The organism is Paenibacillus sp. Mc5Re-14, assembly GCF_001049835.1.
Lineage (GTDB): Bacteria > Bacillota > Bacilli > Paenibacillales > Paenibacillaceae > Paenibacillus > Paenibacillus polymyxa_C.
The window spans coordinates 4,655,497-4,672,109 of record NZ_CVPD01000001.1 but is presented as its reverse complement, the minus strand read 5'-3'; the positions used below and the strand labels follow the sequence as shown (position 1 = coordinate 4,672,109).

The window sequence follows — 16,613 nt, the reverse complement described above, 5'->3', positions numbered from 1 at the left end:
TCATTTTCTACTCTTTTATTATAAGAGGGCTTTTCTTAGCAGCCTATGTCACAAAATAAATATTTCTGCACCTTTCCCAACTGATCTTTACTCATTTGTCTTTACTGGTCCCGAAATTCATGCGGAGTCATTCCATAATGCTTTTTGAACATCTTGCTGAAATATTGGGGATTCTGATAGCCGAGTTCAGTGGTTATTTCATATATTTTTTTGTTGGAATATTTGAGCAAATAAAGAGCCCGTTCCATTCTCATTCGGATAATATAATCTCCCAGACCTTCTCCAGTTTCAGCTTTATAGATTTTAGACAAATAGACGGGATGAAGATAAACTTGGTCGGCAATCGTCTTAACAGACAGTTCCTGCCCTTTATCCTGGGCGATCAGCTCCTGGACCTGCTTGACCACATAGCTTTTGGCGCTTTGCTCGCTTGCAGACCACTCGGCTTTAAGCTTGTTCATCATGGAAAATATCCACTCTTTGAGGTGTGGGAACGAATGAACCAATTTCTGCGCATGTAACGGATCAAAGCCTACTTGGTCCATCTGTGTAATGAAACGTCCTTGTTTGTGAGCTGTATACATAAAGGCGCTCGTTACCGAAATAAACAGTTCATATAAATGCTCGCGTGTATATCCCGCCTCTTCCATTTTGCCAAATACACGGCTTACTTTTGCTTCGGCCTCTTCCCATTGCCTGGACTCTAGCAGATGAGTAAGCGTAGGGTGCGTATAAAGCCCCTCCAGCGACTTCACTGAGTTGTGTGACTGTTCTGTCTGCTCTTCTATGAATAGGAGTGGATTCGTCTCCTCCTGTTGGTTCCAATATAAGGATCTGATCGCTGTCTGATATAGCTTAGGCAGCTCATCCGGGAAATGAAACCAATTGGTTAATGTGACGTAAATTTCCCCTTTCAAGTAATTGCTCACATTTTTTCGAAAGGTTTCAATCGCTGCACGCAAAAAATGATTCTGCTCATCCAGAGTCCGTTTAGGAAACAAATCCCAATTCCCTTCTATTAATACGATTAGGCAATCATGTGGCGCTTTGCAATGCCAAACATGAAAATCAGGAGCGAACACTTCTTCTGCAATATTCCCAATCGCATACTCAATTAAGGACACTGAGTGATAATCCATGTCAGAAAATTGCTTGCCCAGCTGAATAAGCAGCATACTGGCAGGATGTTCTGTGCGTAGCTTGATTTCATACTCGGACATTTTGTCCTTTATTTTTTGTAAAGTTAAATCACGCCCGAGTAACAAATCGTGCATCAAATGAGTGCGCAGCACACCGTAATCGTTCCTGCGACTGTATTGTAATTGATGAACCTTGTCGAATGCTTCCCATTCTTCCTTTAGCGAATCCATGGCAGCTGACACACATTTGATAAACTCTTCATCATCCACCGGCTTTAAAATGTAATCAAAAGCCTTAAGCTGGAGCGCTTTTTTAGCGTATTCAAAATCAGCATAGCCTGTCAGTAATAAACTACGGATATGCGGCCAACGCTCGTTTACTTCAACAATCAACTCCAATCCCGTCATGCCGGGCATACGAATATCCGTAACCAGAATATCAATATCGTATGCTTCCAGCACATCTATTGCTGCCAAGGCAGAAGCTGCTTGATGAACCTTCTCGATTCCCAACGTCTCCCACGGTATAGTAGCCGCCAGGCTTTCAGTAACATAGCTTTCATCATCCACTAGTAATATCTGAACCATCAGTATCCTCCAATTTACTATTTCTTGAATTTGACGAAGAATGGATCAAACCGTCTTCCTGCCCTTCTTCAATTGACAGTGGCCATTTTAAAATCACTCTCAATCCTCCCAACGGAGACAACGAGAATTCCAAGCCCGCGTTTTCACCAAAATGTAACCGCATTCGTTGGTGCACATTCCATAAACCATAACCACTTTTTTCTTCTACAGGGTTCTCTAGTGCTAATGTAAGGGACATTGTACCTTCATCACTCAAACCGAGCCCGTTATCATCTACAATCAAGTACATGGATGAGCCGACACACTCAGTCATAATACGGATGATCCCCTCCTCCGCCTGAGGTTCTATTCCGTGCAACACCGCATTTTCCACCAGGGGTTGCAACACAAGCGGTGGAACCAGCAGATGATTGGCCTGTGAAGAAATATCAATAGTGAACGTTAACCGTGGCATACGCATCTGCTGAATTTTCAAATAATATTGCACAAACTCGACTTCATCTGATAAAGGAACCAAATCTCTTTCCTGTCTTGTCGTATAGCGATAATATTTGGATAAATTATGAGCCATGGCCACGACTGCCTCATGATTGCGCAACTTTGCCATACTCGTGATAAAGGAAAAACAATTATAAAAAAAATGAGGATTGATTTGAGACTGGAGCTGCTTTAGACGCGCTTCCTTCACATGCAGCTTCTCAACGTAAACTTTCTCAAACAGCTCCTGAATCTGTTCGACCATCAGGTTGAATTGACGTGACAGAAATGCAAACTCGTGACTGCCCTTAGGACTCAAACGAACAGCGTAGTCTCCATCCTTTAATCTCCGAAATGCCCGCACAAGCTGAAGAATCGGGACTTGTACCTGTGAGTGAAGGAGATAAGCACCAATGATGCCTACCAGTAGTGAACCAACAACGGTTATATAAAATAGTCGGTTAGATGAGTAAATCGGAGACATCATATCGGACAAAGGCATGTAGTCAATCAAATACCAGCCTGTCGTTTGCGAAAGAACGGCGTGAACAAGGTAACTCTCTTCTCCAATTTTCACGGTCAAATTATCAACTTCATGTAATCCCAATTTCTCCAGTTTCGCAATCAGCTGGCTTGACAATTCTTCATTTGCAGAGCGATTATAAATCACTCCTACGCCTTTTTTATAATAAAAAGGCTCCTTTCGTCCATCGCCTTTAAAGCGGTCAAGCATGTCCTGAATATTGCTGCTATCGAATTCCACTTTAATAATCGTGTTAGCGGTTTTCGGATTAGCTAGAGAGGAAAACGGGGATAAGGTATACAATGAAAATATAAATTGATCCTTACCGTACACTCTTTTCTTAGATACCTGCCAGCCGTTTGTAATCGATTGATTTAATACCTTCTGATCATAAAAACTGGCTCCATTCTCCGATACAACTCGTCCAAGTGAAGGGGAATATATACTCAGCCCTGTTCTCCAGTTAGAAGAGCTTTCCTGAAGCCCAAGCTTGGTTTGAATTCGCTTGACAAGGTTAATTCCATCCAAGTTGAGAGTCTTGTCCTTTAAAAAAATCGCTTGAAAACTGGCAACATCCGGATCATGAATCAGCAGATGCGGCCAGGAGGAAATCATTTCAATATTTGTATTCACCTGGTTTTGAAAAAAAGTCAGCTGATTATAATTGGATTGATTCAGTTCCTCACGTAATACACCTGTCGTTGTCTGATTAGAGTAGACATACAGAAGCAGCACAGGTATCAGCAATACGATAACGATGGACACGATTTTAGTATAAAAATTAAATTTAAACATGAGTTTCACACATCCTCTGCACAAAAAACAGGCATACTTAAAAGGTATGCCAGAGCCCTGACCTTCATTGCCGCCACTACATACTATACATTATTAAGGGTTGGCGGTGATAATATGTTTGACGCTAAGCAAATGGAATGGTTCAATCAACTATCTGCTGAAGACCTGGCCATTTTAGGTGCCGGCTTCAATACACTAGGTGATTTTTTTGATTTTCTGGCGCTGATTAAAGCCAAACAGGAAACATCTAAGGAGCTAAAAGGTAAAAACACGAAATCAAAAACTATTTAATAACGAATTTTACACGAGTTCCATCCTCATACTGATCTAACTGGTGACTGACCCATGATCCTGCCCCACGGTTATCCTTAGGAGCTATGTATTTGACATTTGCACCCTTGCCCCCTTCTGAGCACATAGCCATCGGCCATTCATCACGATCAAACCCTTTACGAGTAGGAACACCCGCAAGCGAATGCTTACGATTTTGCTCGGCTCCTTCCCGGTCAATTGTGCATACTGGTGATTTTCCCGCTTGAATGGCTTCCTTAATATGCTGCGCCGTTTCAGGATAACGACCTGACGGAAATTGCAGCGTTACCTGAGCTGATGAAGGCGGGTTTTCTCCTGTTATTTTTGTAAAAAGATTGTCTCCTTCAACCCAGTACGCGCCCACAGCTAGCAGCACTAAAGCTATAAAACTTAGTAACTTTTTCTTCAATTTCCCTCTTCCTTTCAAGCTATTCCAGTAAATGACCTTCAGCTAAGGCAATCCCCAGATTTTATTTTTTGTAACCCCTTACCGACTATAAAAAAAGATTAAATATCCGACGACAAATAGTATAGAGAGGAGGTTGTACGAATGAACGATGAGATCCAACTGGCCGTGAGCCAAATGCAAGCTGTTGTAATCCGGTTACTGAATGGAAATACCGTAATTGGCTGGCCTAAGCTCCTATCTGACCAAGAAACTCAGCAATTCAAGCTCTACGATGACGAACACGTATATACGATTTCCGTTAATGACGTGGATACAGTCGCAAGAGTTATTGTATAAGATACAGGAAGCACTTAATGAGTCATCCAGCGGACAAGCCCAAACAAGGCGCACCACAGGACAAGACTGATCAGAATTCCCCAAAATAAACCTTTAAAAAGCTTCATACCATACTGACAACCTTTCCGACTGGGCTTTTTCCCCATTATAACATGTCAGAAAGACAGCTGTCGCAGCTCGCTCTTACATTGTCTTTGTATCATATATTTCAAATTTTGAAATCACGATACCAAGGGAAAAGCGCAAAATTCCGAAATTATGCCTGATCACCAATGAAAATGCAATCATGACATAATAAAAGTCACAATTTAATCGAAATTTAATGAAACTTTTCCGAAAATGATGTATAATTATTGACATAACAAAACGCACGAGGTGATCATCATGGCATTATTAAACAGAGTTAAGGAATTAAAATTACAACTGCCTAACGAGCATCATAGCATTTCACAATACGTGGAGCATGCACTGCATTCGATTGACAGTTTTGTAGAACAACATCGTCAATTTGTAGCCGCTCAAGCTTTATATGGTGAAAAAATCAATGGTACGGAAGAAAGATTATTTCGCGACACAATTGCTGAGATTAAAGCCCAACTGGTAGCTACGCTGGAGAAAACAGTTGAAGATTTCGCACATAAAGGCGATAAGCACTGGAAAAATCATTATCAGGACGGCGTAGAATAAGCTAAAAATAAACCCCCGGTCTTTGGACCGGGGGTTTATTTGACATACGCCAGGTGTAGTAATGTGCGTTGACTATTTTAAAACTTTGGCAGATGTCGTTACCTTCTTACCACCATAGACTACTTTAATACTGGAGCTTCCGCTATCCAATGCCTTCACCTGACCAGCTGTAACCTGTACGATCGACGGTTTGGAGGATGTCCATACCGCTGAATTGGTCACATTTGCAGTCGCTCCTGAATCATAAACGGCACTCACGCTAAGCACTTGAGACGAGCCTTTAGGCAGCTTCAGGTTTTTATTGCTCAATACCAGCTTAAGCAACTTAGGTGTAACCTTAATCTCCACGTTAAACGACTTATCCTGGTACGTACCCGTAATGGTTGCTGTTCCAATTCCAACAGCTTTAATGGAAGACCCTTTTACGACCACTACAGAAGCATTTGATGTTGTCCATTTCACTTTACTGCTCAGGGTAACTTTTTTACCATCTGTATAATTGCCGACGACTTTGATGGACTTACTTCCCTTCAAATTCATCTCAGCATTCGAAAAGCTTGGTGTCAATGTAGAAATGGCTCCCTCCACAATGACAGGCACTTTCACGTATTTATTCATATACATTGCCTTGATTCCCGAGTTGCCACCACTCACCGCTTTTACTTTTCCATTTCCTACTGTAACTGCGGCTGTTGTAGCTACCCAGCTTACCTGGTTGGTAACATCCAGTACTCCACCACCAGCCATGTGTGCTTTTACGGTCGGAATACTTGTTTCTTGGCCTGCAACCAATACATACTTTTTCTCAGAAGCCGTCAGCTTGAGAACTTTATATTGTACGGTCACTGGAATATCCAGCTTGAGCGCACCTACTGTCGCTGTCAATGTTGCACTACCTGGGTTTACTGCAACCAGCTTACCATTTGCAATCTTGACTGCACTCTCACTGCTTAAGCTCCATTTTACATCGGATTGAACTGCTTTTTTGGCTCCATTGACCAAATAAGCAGATATACTTGGAAGAGAAGTTTTGCTTCCAGTTTCGAGAATCAGACTGGCTTTGCTTGAGACCAGTTTTTCAACAGTTGGAAGTACATTAATCTTCAGAGTCTTACTCAAACCATGATAGGAGGCTGTAATCGTCGAATTCCCTACATCCATCGGTGTGATTTTACCTTGCTCCACCGTAGCAACCAACGAATTAGAGGAAGTCCATTCTGCCGTGTTGGTCACATCTGTTTTTCCGCCAGTCAGGTTCACATCGGTTGCAGTAACCTGAAACGGGGAGCTACCCAGATAGACCGATTTGGAGCCAGATGCACTCAGTACCAATGCCTGGGATGAAGAACGCACATACACGATCAATTGTGCATTAAGTCCATCTTTGGTGGCTTTAATGTAAGTCACGCCTTTGGCAAGAGGACGTACAAGTCCATTTTCTACGGTAGCAACAGCTTCATTCGTAGATGTCCATTCCACGCCAGACACATTTTCCGTGCCGCCTCCGCTAAGTACACCTTGAGCAGTCAGTTGCTTCGATTCTCCGCCAATGGTTAGATTCAAAGGACCCGTCGGATTGAATTGCAGCTTGCTGTAAGGCGATTTTACCGTAATCGTCGTACTTACTGTTTTCTGATCATATGTGGCAACAATCTTAATCTGCCCTTTGGACACTGGAGTAATGAGTCCCTTTTCTACCTTTAAAATACTTGAATCTCCGGAGATCCATTCAGCTCTTTCGGTTACATCCGTTTTACCAGTCTGCGTCACAGACCACACTTTTAATTGAGCGGGGCTTCCACCCAGATTAACTGTGGTTGGATTTTGACTGTCCCACTGTACTGTGGAGGTCGTTTTCTCCTCAGCCCGGATCAAACCTGCTGGCCATGCTGCGAATACAAACATCAGCAAAGCAAGTAAGAAGGTACTCCGTTTGCTCATACGTTTCATACGCTCCATTCGTTTCTCTCCCTTGGTTTCATTCTATAAAACAGGATATTATTAACAATCCCAATATCTTTTATCGGTAAGCAGCTAACTAAATTGAACCCTTCATCAAAAAAAGGTGAATTATTACAGTTAAAGTTCTCCACGCAGTGACCTCACTACAAATAAATGCTCTTCCTTGGATAAGGTTTGTCCATCCTCAAGAGTCACATGGTCTGCCGAGTGACTAACCAGCTTTACATTGTAAGCAATCAGTTGATCATCTCTCCAAATCGTCACCGCTGACTGAAAATGAATGGCATTATCAAACTGTAACGGAACATTCATTACATAACCGAAAGTGTTCAGCCTAGCTGGATGGCGGCTTTTACGCTCACGTCCCGGAGGAAGCATGGTAATATGCGTAATATTTTCAAAAGGAATAGCCAGCATTTTCGGGCCCAAAATAACGCATTTTCGTATATCATCCCATTTTTCAAGTGTGCCGCGCACCTTCTGGGTATGACCGTTGTTGCCGTGATATAAAATGACCTGACGTCCCTTCCATTGACGCATGTCCTCACCTCCCGTGCTAGCGGTTAGGAATCTCCCACTGAATCGGTTCCATTCCATGCTCCTGCAAAAATGCATTGGTACGTGAAAAAGGCTTGCTGCCAAAAAAACCTCTGTGAGCCGCCAATGGACTCGGATGGACAGATTTCAGCACCAAATGCTTGCTGGTATTCACAAAACTGGCCTTTTTCTGAGCATGACTCCCCCACAAAATGAACACTACCGGCTGTTCACGTTCATTAATCGCTTCAATGACAGCATCCGTGAAACGTTCCCAACCTATTCCCTGATGAGATTGCGGTTGTCCTTCACGCACAGTCAACACGTTGTTCAGCAGCAGCACACCTTGCTCAGCCCAAGGAACGAGGTATCCCTGATTCGGAATGGGAGTGCCGATATCATCGCGTAACTCCTTATATATATTTTGTAGAGACGGCGGTGTACGCACACCAGGTCTAACAGAAAAGCTCAAGCCGTGAGCTTGTCCCTCTCCATGATATGGGTCCTGTCCCAATATAACCGCTTTGGTCAGATGATATGGCGTTAATTTGAGTGCTGAAAACAAGTCTTCTTTTGGAGGATATACCTTATGTAACTTGTACTCTCGAGCTAACGTATACCTTAATTCATTAAAGTAAGGCTTTTCGACCTCTTCTCGTAGTACATCATCCCAGTCATTCCCAAACATACCGCTGTCTCCTCTCAATATGTAAATCTGTGAAAGCTGTAAACTTTTGCCCAAACAAATAAAGCTGACCCCTCATCCGGAGCCAGCTTATTTATTCGTTACTTGTGTTCTATGCCGAAGGACCAGAAAAGTATTCTTACGATAGTCAACTACCGCGGGGTCTAAATTCGATTTCCTTATTATAGCATTCACGGTATTGATGTCAAGTAACTGAAAGCTTAAATTCCTCAGAAGAAAAGCGCTTTGTTGCTGTATTGGTTACGACTTTGGATGAGCATTCAGGTATTCCAATGCATTGTATAACATAACAGCAGCCTCGGCACGTGTAATCGCACTTTTGGGATGAAAATTTCCCTTCCCATCCAGGACATTGACCTTGTACACTAGCGAGCGTTGAATGCTACCTTGGTAAGAAGGCTCCAGTTCGCTGTCATCCGTAATATTTGCAGGTGCGATTTTAATCATGGGAAGAGCGCCTGCTTTTTCCATGCCCTGAATCAACATATGGGTGAACTCTTCCTTGGTCAGAGCTTTGGCAGGATTGATACCTTTTGGAATGTCTACGCCATTATAATACGCGTTAATAAAAGCTTCAGCGTACCATGCGGTATCTTTAACCTGGGTAAACAATCCACTCGCCTGTGGCGCCTGGTTCAAATCAATGGCAGCCAAACTGAGCTGAAGTCCACCCGAGATCAACTGAATGCCTTGGGCAGCGGTCACTTTAGATGAGGGGAGAAACTGCATGTCTGAGGCACCTTTAAGCAATCCCCGCTCTTTAAGGGAGAGGATTTTTTCTTTGCCGTTTACATGGTCCAAATCCCTGAATTGACTATCTGCCGCAGACAAATGACCTCCAATCGAGAAGGACAGCAGAGCTACAGTCGCAAGGGCTGCGATTGCATTTTTTCTCATGCGCATGTTGAGTTCCACCTTGTAGTTGAATTAGGCCGCTTGGCCATTAACAACTTCTTGACGTGGTTCAAGCTAGAAAGGTTGCAGCAGACGCTACTAACCTAAAGTGAACGATCTAAGCTAAATAAAAAAACTCTCCTCTGCTTCTAGCAGGGAGAGTTTATAGCTCACTCCATCGGATTTAATTGCGTGCTGGATTCAGCCTTGCTTGCAGTATCTTGTTGAATCCGTTTATTCTGTTTGTGGCTGAGCATTTGCCAATTTGATATGAACATCTCTCAATTGTTTGTCAGTAACCTCCGAAGGAGCTCCCATTAATACGTCCTGTGCTTTGCTATTCATCGGAAAAGCAATAACCTCTCGAATATTCGATTCATTTGCAAGGATCATCACAATCCTATCAATTCCAGGTGCTATACCTGCGTGAGGAGGTGGCCCAAATTGAAAAGCATTAAAGAGTGCAGGAAATCTACTCTTGATCTCTTCATATGTATAACCCGCGATCTCAAAGGCTTTTACCATAATCTCTGTATCGTGGTTACGGACAGCACCCGAGGACAGCTCAATCCCATTACATACAATATCATATTGGTACGCCAGGATATCCAGAGGATTCATATTCAGCAGCGCATCCATACCACCTTGCGGCATCGAAAACGGGTTATGACTGAACTCTATTTTATGGGTATCAGGATCCAATTCAAACATGGGGAAATCAACAATCCAGCAAAACTTAAACGTATCCTTTTCCAATAAATCCAGCCGTTTGCCTAATTGATTTCGGACAGCACCAGCTATTTTTTCGACATTTTTAAGCTCATCGGCAGCAAAAAACAGTGCATATCCCGGACCAGCTTGCGTTACATTCATTAATTCGTTTTTTACCTTCTCCGGAATAAATTTTGCAATTGAGCCGCTGAGAGACATATCATCATTGAACTTAATCCATGAAAGGCCCTTCGCTCCAGCCTCCATAGCAAAGTTCACTATATCATCGTAAAAGCTTCTTGGCTGCCCTCCACAACCAGGAGTTGCAATAACTCTTATCGTTTTATTTTTAAACACTTTAAAATCAGTCTCTGTAAAAAGCTCTGTAACATCATGGATAATTAATGGATTTCTTAAGTCAGGTTTATCGCTCCCATATTTGAGCATGGCTTCTTGATAGGGAATTCTACTAAAAGGCTTTGAAATTTTATAATTTGTAAATTCGGAAAAAACTTCATACAGCATATTTTCAACTACATTAAAAACATCTTCCTGTGTAGCAAATGCCATTTCCAAATCCAGCTGATAAAACTCGCCAGGCGATCTGTCTGCCCTTGCATCTTCATCTCTAAAGCACGGTGCAATTTGAAAATATTTATCAAAGCCGGAGACCATTAATAGTTGTTTAAATTGCTGAGGTGCCTGAGGCAAGGCATAAAATTGGCCTGGATGCACTCTACTAGGAACTAAATAGTCTCTGGCGCCCTCTGGAGATGAACTTGTCAGAATCGGTGTCTGAATCTCTAAAAAATCCAAATCAATCATCTTTTTTCGGATACTTTGAATTACTCTAGAACGAAGTACAATATTATCATGCAGTTTTTCATTGCGCAGATCCAGAAAACGATACTTTAATCTTAAATCTTCCCGAGCTTCATGTGCTGAAGATACTTCAAAAGGCAATGGATTCATGACCTTTCCCAACACTTCTATCTCCTTGGCAACCACCTCAATATATCCAGTTTTCATATGGGGACTGATCGTACTTTCGGATCTGTGACATACAGCTCCTATGACAGAGATGGTTGATTCCCTGCTGATCTTGGATACAAAATCCTTTAATTCATTAGAATCAGAGACAACGATTTGCGTAACCCCATAATGGTCCCTAAGGTCAATAAAAACAATCCTGCCAAGGTTACGAATATTTTTAATCCAACCTGCAATTCTCACGATTTCTCCGACATGCGTTTGATCCAGTTCTCCACAGTTATGAGTTCTATACCTATGCACGAAAACACCCTCTTTCTTTTACCCTAGTATCTAAATGGTTTTAATGATGTAACCCATGGTCTGATTGCAGAGATTGTCACTCTATCCTGCATGTATCCGGCCATGGGCTTATTCAGCTAGAACGTACTGCACTTCACTATTAGCTTCTCGTAGCTTCTCGCCATTGCTTGAATCCAACTAGATTGTAAGTAGACTAGCAGTTAAAGCTTTAAATCTTTCATTCAGGTGTTCTGCAGTCTCAACCATTATTTTTTGTCCTATATCGTCAACATGTCTATTCTTCCAATCCTCAAGGGCTGTCCCCTTAACCCATTGATTAAAAGCACCAAGGGCTGGTCCGCAGTGTACTTGATAATCGACCCTGTTGTTTTTGTCCCCATTAATGGCAAGTCGGGTAGAATAAGTAAAGTACCATCTAAATATCAAGGCCATCTTACGTTTTGGGATTCTTTCAGCTTTTTCAATGATTTCAGCCGGGTAATAAGCTTTAATATCTTCATAGACTTGTTCGATACTCTTCTTAAAATATTTTTCTTCAATATAGTGTTTGGTTTCTCTATCAATTTCATCTATGGAATTATAATTCCGGTAAAGATCATATAATTTATTCGCCCTGGCCGGGAAAAACACTCCTTTTTTCATAACCTGAACTTTTGCCCCCATTTCAAACATATCCCCTGCTGGAGCGTAGTCCGTATCCTGAATGTTTAATTGCTGGAGCAAATCTTTTACTTCATCACTCGTCCCTGCTTCAACCGTACACTGATTGATAGAACCCGTCATGATAAAATCAGCACCTAATATAAACGCTGCCGCTGCAGCTTGTGGAGTCCCTATTCCTCCCGCTGCCCCTACCCTTATGCTTTTATTGTATTTATACTTTCGAATCGCTTCATCCCTCATCTGAAGCATTAGCGGAACCAATACATATGCAACTGCATGGTCGGTATGCCCGCCTGAATCAGCCTCGACGCATAAATCATCAACCATGGGAATTTCCATTCCCATCATCGCCTCTTCCCGGCTGATCCTATTTTCCGCCAGCAGCTTATTTATAATATTCTGAGGCGCAGGACTCAGGAAGGCTTCAACAACCTCGGGTCTGGATACTTTCGCTATAATTCTGTTCTGTGGCGTTACGTTTCCCTTTGCATTCCGTCTCAGTCCCTTCAGCCTGTACCTAACCAAAGAAGGCGTGATACTCATAAACGCAGAGGCTTCAATATTTCTAACACCGTATTTTATGTACAAATCAACGATGTTATTTTCTATGTCCGGGTGGTCTGGCACATGAATAAGATTCATTCCATAGGCTTCGCCATGGTTCAATTCCTTTTGAATATACTTTATGGTTTCCTCCAGAGCATCAATCTTCACTCCCCCAGCTCCAAAAAATCCCATCATTCCTGCCTTTCCTGCTTTTACGACCATCTCTTTTGAAGAGATGCCCTTGTACATAGAGCCTATAAGATACGCATACTTAATTCCGTAATCTTGTTTAAATTCGCTATGCCCAAGAGACCCCGCCGTAAATCGTTTGCTGGATTCCAGTACGTCATGACCGGATTTTGTTCTGGGAGCCTGTCGCTTTTCGGATATCGATTCATCATTTCTCAACGTATCCTTCGACATCCTCTTCTGTACCTGTTCGTTCCGGTCTTCAACCTCTGTCACGATCAATGGCTCGGCTTCTCGTTGTATGGCATTAACCAATCCTGCCACAACATTTCCAGGCCCGATCTGGATAAACTGGGTTACACTTTTACCCATCAGATAGCGTATACTTTCCGACCACTTGACGGGGCTTACAATCTGGTTGATTAGCGTGCTTCTTAAATCCAGCTGCTTGTAGGGTCTGGCATGGACATTTGAAATAACGGGTATTTTGAGTTTTGAGAATTCGAATGACGCCGCATAAGCCTCAAATTTCTGTCTCGCACTTTCCATATACCTAGAGTGAAATGCTCCACTTACATTCAAAATCACATAATTTCTGGCTCCAGCATCCTCAAAAATCGGTTTCGCCTGCTCAATCAGTTTCTTTGGCCCTGAAATGACAATCTGGCTGGGCGAATTATAGTTGGCAACATCGAGCTCTACTAATTTATTTTTTTCCATTACTTCCCGAAACACTTCTTCTTTCAAGCCTAACACTGCCGCCATTCCGCCACCAGTAGCCCGAGCCATCAGCTCTCCTCTTTTTTGGACCAGCTTCAAACCGGTTTCAAAGTCAAACGCTTCCGCGGCAAATAAAGCATTATATTCACCCAAGCTGTGTCCTGCAACATAGTCGGGTTTTATTCCGGTCTCTCGTATTTTTTTTAGGTAGCTTAAAGCGTTTACGACAAATAGTGCTGGCTGGGTAAAATCCGTTTGTCCGAGCTGGTTGGCAGGGTCTTCAAGGCACAGCCTCTGAATAGAATAACCAAGAACTGCATCCGCTTTGGCAACCCATTCTGGAAATTCATCAAATAGTCCTTCGCCCATACCTTTTACTTGAGCTCCTTGTCCAGGGAACAGATATGCGATCATTGATTTCCTCCTTGTTAGTAATGGATGCATATTAGTCAAATATTTCGAACAGACGATCCAAATTTTTTATGTCTTGTTGAAAAGGGGAGAGAATGGAACAAACACTTGCCTTTTTCTTGGGGCCAAAATTATACTTTACAAAATTAGCAAGCGTGCCCGAGGGGCCAAGATCAATATAAACAACCCCGTCACTATCTCCCAGACACTTTAGAGCGCTCTGAAATTGCATAGGCTTTCTAGTAACATCCCAAAGAAAATGGTTCTCAAGCCATGTCGTCTTCCCGCCGTACATAGATGAAACCATATTTAATTTAGGGCTGCTTAGGGTCATGAGCTTTAAAAATTCCGTATATTCCAATGCGATTGGGTCCATTAAGGAAGCATGAAAAGCATAGTGCACTGGAAGTCTTTGACAGATTATCTCATTTACCTTCAAATAGTGTTCAATCTCTGATAGACCTTCGCAGCTGCCTGAAATAACAAAATGCGAGTCAAAGTTGATGGATGCCAGTTCTGAGTTGGTATTCAATATGGGTGCTTCGTCGTACAGACTGGGATTGCCAATGACGGCCATCATGCCCCCTTTCGGACAGTAGGCCTCCACCAACTGTGCTTGCTTGATAATACATTGAAGCGTGTCCTCATAGCTCATGCAGTCAGCCACAGCAACAGAAACAGACTCACCCAGACTAGAGCCTAAAACATAATCAGGATAAATTCCCTTTTCCAATAACACCTGTGTGAGCGCATATTCAACCATGAAAATTGCAGGGTGAGTATATAGCAGGGTATCAAATTCTTCTCCCCTGCGACGCGTATCATCGTACAGCGTTTTTAATACAGAGCTGCCTGTAATATCCATATGAATCTCATCCAACCTGGTCATCCATGTTCGGAAAACCGGGTTGGACATATATAATTCCTTTCCCATGCCGTAGTATTGCGAACCCTGGCCTGAAAACATAAAAACCACTGATCTGTCCATCCAAGTAACCCCCACAACGTATTGATCAGACTCTCCTAAGCAGTTCCTCTATTCATTCAAAGTTCACAACAAATTGCGCACTAATTGCATTTGGGATGCCGTAGGATTGCTTTCGTTGAGAACATTCTCCATATGCTGCCTGATTGCAGGTTTGAATTTCGGTTCTGTGATGATATATAGCTGCCCTTTTCGGATGCCCTCAAAAATCTGATTGGCCACATCCTCCGGAAGTATTCCATTTTGGACAGCCTTGCGAGCCAATTCGGTAATAACTTGTCTTTCAGGTGGAAGATTGCCGCTCCCATCTGGCTTACGCAGCTCTGTCGGGCGGTTCCGCTCTGCATCCATGATTTGAGTACGAACGAATCCCGGACATACAACCGACACTCCCACATTAGAACCGATCAATCTGAGCTCCTGATATAACGTTTCAGACAGGCTTAAAACGGCATGCTTTGACGCGCTGTATATTCCATTTCCAGGACCGGACAGCAGACCGGCAATAGATGCTGTATTTACAATATGGCATGGAGTTTTTTGTTTCACCATAATAGGAACAAAAATTTCGGTGGCAAACAGAATTCCCCAAATGTTTACGTTAATTACCCACTGCCAATCTGCCACAGTATTCTCCCATAATAAGCGGCCTGTGCCAGCATCCACGCCTGCATTATTGAACAAAAGATGCACAGCGCCAAAGGTCTGAACTGTTTTTTGTGCTAATAAACGAATATCAGCTTCTTTGGAAATATCGGTCACAACGGAGAGGGTAGCTGCACCCATGGCTTTCAATTCTCGTTCAGTCCTTAGAAGAGCCCCCTCTTCAATATCCGCCAAAACGACCTTCATTCCTTCTTTGACACATCGGTCTGCAATAGCTCGGCCAATTCCGCTGGCAGCTCCCGTAATCACAGCTACCTTATCTTTGAACTCCCTCATTTGTACCTCCGGATTATTCGTATTTTTCGTCAGACAGTGTTCAGTTCCCCAATTTGTGCTCAGAACGGAGTGGTCGGTAAGGGAATTCTGCGAACAGCTTGCCCCTCATGGAGCGCCTCCCACGTAATTCTGCCTCCCTGGGTCCAATACATAGCAATATTTTGCAGGTCCCTCTCCTCTAGAAGAATTTGAGAAACTTTCTCGCCTACTTTTCCTAAAAGGAGTGCACTTGTATTTGAATCCTCTCCGCCTTCCCCAATAAATATCGGAATAGACGCTCCCTCTGGCTCGTTACCCTTGCCGACGGATTCGATAAGCTCTCTCAGACCAGTGAGCAGTTCCTCTCGCGAGCTCGCTACGATTGCCGTCCGGCACTTCATCGCTTCGCGGCCTGTCTGAAGTGTGAAAGCCACATCATGTAAGGAAAGCTCGTTCTGCTGCTCCACATATTCAAGCAATTGACTCGCAAGAGCCTTCAATCGCTCCCAGTTTACGTCCGAGAGAACCACTACTTCTGTCTGATCTGCCCCTTTCAACTGAACAGCTTCTTTTGGCGAAGGAATGTATTCTTCCAGAATAAAATGGACGTTAGATCCCCCAGCACCGAAGGAGCTTACTGTTGCCCGCAACGGAAATTCCCGCGCTTCTCCTTCCAGCTCTATTACAGGCCGCTTCCATTCCTGAAGCTCCCGCTGCAGATAAAATGGAGTATTGCTGAAAGTAAGATTGGGATTCAGCTTCTCCGCTTTAATGGTGGGAACCAGTTTTCGATGCCACAATTGCAATAT

15 protein-coding genes are annotated in these 16,613 nt (G+C 43.0%); 3 read left to right on the top strand and 12 right to left on the bottom strand.

Going from position 1 to position 16,613, the window contains the following annotated elements; all coding sequences use genetic code 11:
* Positions 1-101 precede the first annotated feature (101 nt).
* Both BN1546_RS21195 and BN1546_RS21190 read right to left on the bottom strand, forming a co-directional pair.
* Entirely contained in the window at positions 102-1,727 is a 1,626-nt protein-coding gene (locus tag BN1546_RS21195) for a response regulator transcription factor (protein ID WP_090738783.1), read from the bottom strand.
* Positions 1,702-3,522, bottom strand: coding sequence for a sensor histidine kinase (locus BN1546_RS21190; RefSeq protein WP_090738782.1), 1,821 nt, complete (start codon positions 3,520-3,522; stop codon positions 1,702-1,704). The genes BN1546_RS21195 and BN1546_RS21190 overlap by 26 nt, the downstream gene beginning before the upstream one ends.
* A 114-nt stretch (positions 3,523-3,636) precedes the next feature.
* Between BN1546_RS21190 and BN1546_RS27440 the strand changes: the two genes are divergently transcribed.
* The gene (locus BN1546_RS27440) at positions 3,637-3,813 is read left to right on the top strand and encodes a hypothetical protein (RefSeq protein WP_176702348.1); all 177 of its coding nucleotides are present in this window, start codon (positions 3,637-3,639) and stop codon (positions 3,811-3,813) included.
* On the opposite strand, the gene BN1546_RS21185 is transcribed toward BN1546_RS27440, so the two are convergent.
* Positions 3,806-4,243 (bottom strand): NucA/NucB deoxyribonuclease domain-containing protein, encoded by a 438-nt coding sequence (locus BN1546_RS21185; RefSeq protein WP_013371920.1) that lies wholly within the window; start codon positions 4,241-4,243, stop codon positions 3,806-3,808. The two genes, BN1546_RS27440 and BN1546_RS21185, sit on opposite strands and share 8 nt — an antisense overlap.
* A 141-nt stretch (positions 4,244-4,384) precedes the next feature.
* Here BN1546_RS21185 and BN1546_RS21180 point away from each other — a divergent pair, with 141 nt between their 5' ends.
* Complete coding sequence (locus BN1546_RS21180) at positions 4,385-4,579, top strand: hypothetical protein (RefSeq protein WP_013371921.1); 195 nt, start codon at positions 4,385-4,387, stop codon at positions 4,577-4,579.
* A 384-nt stretch (positions 4,580-4,963) separates the two neighbouring features.
* On the top strand, positions 4,964-5,266 hold the full coding sequence (locus BN1546_RS21175; protein WP_013371923.1) for a hypothetical protein: 303 nt from the start codon (positions 4,964-4,966) through the stop codon (positions 5,264-5,266).
* A gap of 72 nt (positions 5,267-5,338) precedes the next feature.
* Here BN1546_RS21175 and BN1546_RS21170 read toward each other — a convergent pair whose 3' ends face one another.
* The 9 genes from BN1546_RS21170 to BN1546_RS27985 form a co-directional block, all read right to left on the bottom strand.
* Positions 5,339-7,225, bottom strand: a complete 1,887-nt coding sequence (locus BN1546_RS21170; RefSeq protein WP_090738781.1) for an Ig-like domain-containing protein — start codon at positions 7,223-7,225, stop codon at positions 5,339-5,341.
* Between the two features lie 120 nt (positions 7,226-7,345).
* Complete coding sequence (locus tag BN1546_RS21165; protein WP_013371925.1) at positions 7,346-7,768, bottom strand: YolD-like family protein; 423 nt, start codon at positions 7,766-7,768, stop codon at positions 7,346-7,348.
* 16 nt (positions 7,769-7,784) lie between these two features.
* The gene (locus BN1546_RS21160) at positions 7,785-8,453 is read right to left on the bottom strand and encodes a uracil-DNA glycosylase (protein ID WP_090738780.1); all 669 of its coding nucleotides are present in this window, start codon (positions 8,451-8,453) and stop codon (positions 7,785-7,787) included.
* A 258-nt stretch (positions 8,454-8,711) separates the two neighbouring features.
* Complete coding sequence (locus tag BN1546_RS21155; protein WP_090738779.1) at positions 8,712-9,374, bottom strand: S-layer homology domain-containing protein; 663 nt, start codon at positions 9,372-9,374, stop codon at positions 8,712-8,714.
* A gap of 225 nt (positions 9,375-9,599) precedes the next feature.
* The gene (gene aspS, locus BN1546_RS21150) at positions 9,600-11,369 is read right to left on the bottom strand and encodes an aspartate--tRNA ligase (RefSeq protein WP_090738778.1); all 1,770 of its coding nucleotides are present in this window, start codon (positions 11,367-11,369) and stop codon (positions 9,600-9,602) included.
* 177 nt (positions 11,370-11,546) lie between these two features.
* Entirely contained in the window at positions 11,547-13,901 is a 2,355-nt protein-coding gene (fabD, locus tag BN1546_RS21145; protein WP_090738777.1) for an ACP S-malonyltransferase, read from the bottom strand.
* 31 nt (positions 13,902-13,932) lie between these two features.
* Positions 13,933-14,832, bottom strand: coding sequence for an acyltransferase domain-containing protein (locus BN1546_RS21140; protein WP_255305583.1), 900 nt, complete (start codon positions 14,830-14,832; stop codon positions 13,933-13,935).
* A 117-nt stretch (positions 14,833-14,949) separates the two neighbouring features.
* The gene (locus BN1546_RS21135; protein ID WP_013371931.1) at positions 14,950-15,825 is read right to left on the bottom strand and encodes an SDR family NAD(P)-dependent oxidoreductase; all 876 of its coding nucleotides are present in this window, start codon (positions 15,823-15,825) and stop codon (positions 14,950-14,952) included.
* 59 nt (positions 15,826-15,884) lie between these two features.
* Complete coding sequence (locus BN1546_RS27985; protein WP_255305478.1) at positions 15,885-16,604, bottom strand: KS-MAT linker domain-containing protein; 720 nt, start codon at positions 16,602-16,604, stop codon at positions 15,885-15,887.
* Between the last annotated feature and the right edge of the window lie 9 nt (positions 16,605-16,613).

Excerpts from the sequence above, each read along its gene's own strand:
- BN1546_RS21195 (WP_090738783.1), bottom strand. The coding sequence starts at position 1,727 with ATGGTTCAGATATTACTAGTGGATGATGAAAGCTATGTTACTGAAAGC.
- BN1546_RS21190 (WP_090738782.1), bottom strand. The coding sequence starts at position 3,522 with ATGTTTAAATTTAATTTTTATACTAAAATCGTGTCCATCGTTATCGTA.
- BN1546_RS27440 (WP_176702348.1), top strand. The coding sequence starts at position 3,637 with ATGTTTGACGCTAAGCAAATGGAATGGTTCAATCAACTATCTGCTGAA.
- BN1546_RS21180 (WP_013371921.1), top strand. The coding sequence starts at position 4,385 with ATGAACGATGAGATCCAACTGGCCGTGAGCCAAATGCAAGCTGTTGTA.
- BN1546_RS21175 (WP_013371923.1), top strand. The coding sequence starts at position 4,964 with ATGGCATTATTAAACAGAGTTAAGGAATTAAAATTACAACTGCCTAAC.
- BN1546_RS21170 (WP_090738781.1), bottom strand. The coding sequence starts at position 7,225 with ATGGAGCGTATGAAACGTATGAGCAAACGGAGTACCTTCTTACTTGCT.
- BN1546_RS21165 (WP_013371925.1), bottom strand. The coding sequence starts at position 7,768 with ATGCGTCAATGGAAGGGACGTCAGGTCATTTTATATCACGGCAACAAC.
- BN1546_RS21160 (WP_090738780.1), bottom strand. The coding sequence starts at position 8,453 with ATGTTTGGGAATGACTGGGATGATGTACTACGAGAAGAGGTCGAAAAG.
- BN1546_RS21155 (WP_090738779.1), bottom strand. The coding sequence starts at position 9,374 with ATGCGCATGAGAAAAAATGCAATCGCAGCCCTTGCGACTGTAGCTCTG.
- fabD (WP_090738777.1), bottom strand. The coding sequence starts at position 13,901 with ATGATCGCATATCTGTTCCCTGGACAAGGAGCTCAAGTAAAAGGTATG.
- BN1546_RS21140 (WP_255305583.1), bottom strand. The coding sequence starts at position 14,832 with ATGGGAAAGGAATTATATATGTCCAACCCGGTTTTCCGAACATGGATG.
- BN1546_RS21135 (WP_013371931.1), bottom strand. The coding sequence starts at position 15,825 with ATGAGGGAGTTCAAAGATAAGGTAGCTGTGATTACGGGAGCTGCCAGC.